The 1,314-nt window shown below is 64.8% G+C and carries 1 protein-coding gene; it reads left to right on the top strand.

Features of this window, described 5'->3' with window-relative positions:
- The coding region (gene groL / locus MXD58_RS27740) for a chaperonin GroEL (RefSeq protein WP_248838015.1) at nt 1-1,314 on the top strand (1,314 nt) is incomplete at both ends.

Consider the following 1,314-nt stretch of genomic DNA (forward strand, 5'->3'; position numbering starts at 1 on the left):
GGCGCGGAGCTCGTCAAGGAAGTCGCGAAGAAGACGAACGATGTCGCGGGTGATGGTACGACGACCGCGACGATTCTGGCGCAGGCGCTGGTCCGTGAGGGTCTGCGTAACGTCGCGGCCGGTGCGAACCCGCTTGGTCTGAAGAAGGGCATCGAGATCGCGGTCGAGCGCGTCTCGGAGGAGCTCTCGAAGCAGGCGAAGGAAGTGGAGACGAAGGAGCAGATCGCCTCCACCGCCTCGATCTCCGCGGGTGACTCGGCGATCGGTGGGCTCATCGCCGAGGCGTTGGACAAGGTCGGTAAGGAAGGCGTTGTCACTGTCGAGGAGAGCAACACCTTCGGTCTGGAGCTTGAGCTCACCGAGGGTATGCGGTTCGACAAGGGTTACATCTCGCCGTACTTCGTGACCGACGCGGATCGTCAGGAAGCGGTTCTTGATGACCCGTACATCCTGATCGTCAACAGCAAGATCGCCGCGGTGAAGGACCTTCTTCCGCTGCTGGAGAAGGTCATGCAGACCTCGAAGCCGCTGGTCATCCTCTCGGAGGATGTCGAGGGTGAGGCGCTGGCGACCCTGGTCGTGAACAAGATCCGTGGGACGTTCAAGAGCGTCGCGGTGAAGGCCCCCGGCTTCGGGGACCGTCGTAAGGCGATCCTGGGTGACATCGCGATCCTCACCGGTGGTCAGGTGATCTCCGAGGACGTCGGTCTCAAGCTTGAGTCGACGTCGCTGGACCTCCTGGGCCGCGCCCGGAAGATCGTCGTGACGAAGGACGAGACGACGGTCGTCGAGGGTTCGGGTGACCCGGACCAGATCGCGGGGCGGGTCTCGCAGATCCGTAACGAGATCGAGAAGTCCGACTCGGACTATGACCGGGAGAAGCTCCAGGAGCGTCTCGCGAAGCTCGCCGGTGGTGTCGCCGTCATCAAGGTCGGTGCGGCGACCGAGGTGGAGCTGAAGGAGAAGAAGCACCGCATCGAGGACGCGGTGTCCAACGCGAAGGCCGCCGTCGAGGAAGGCATCGTCGCGGGTGGTGGCGTCGCGCTGCTCCAGGCGTCGATCACCGCGTTCGAGAAGCTCGACCTCTCCGGTGACGAGGCCACCGGCGCGAACATCGTGCGCCTCGCGCTCGAAGCCCCGATCAAGCAGATCGCCTTCAACAGCGGTCTCGAGGGTGGCGTCGTCGTCGACAAGGTCCGTCACCTGCCCACCGGACACGGCCTCAACGCCGCGACCGGCGAGTACGTCGACCTCATCGCCACCGGCATCATCGACCCCGCCAAGGTCACCCGCTCCGCCCTGCAGAACGCCGCC

The organism is Frankia sp. AgKG'84/4, from assembly GCF_023242965.2.
GTDB lineage: Bacteria > Actinomycetota > Actinomycetes > Frankiales > Frankiaceae > Frankia.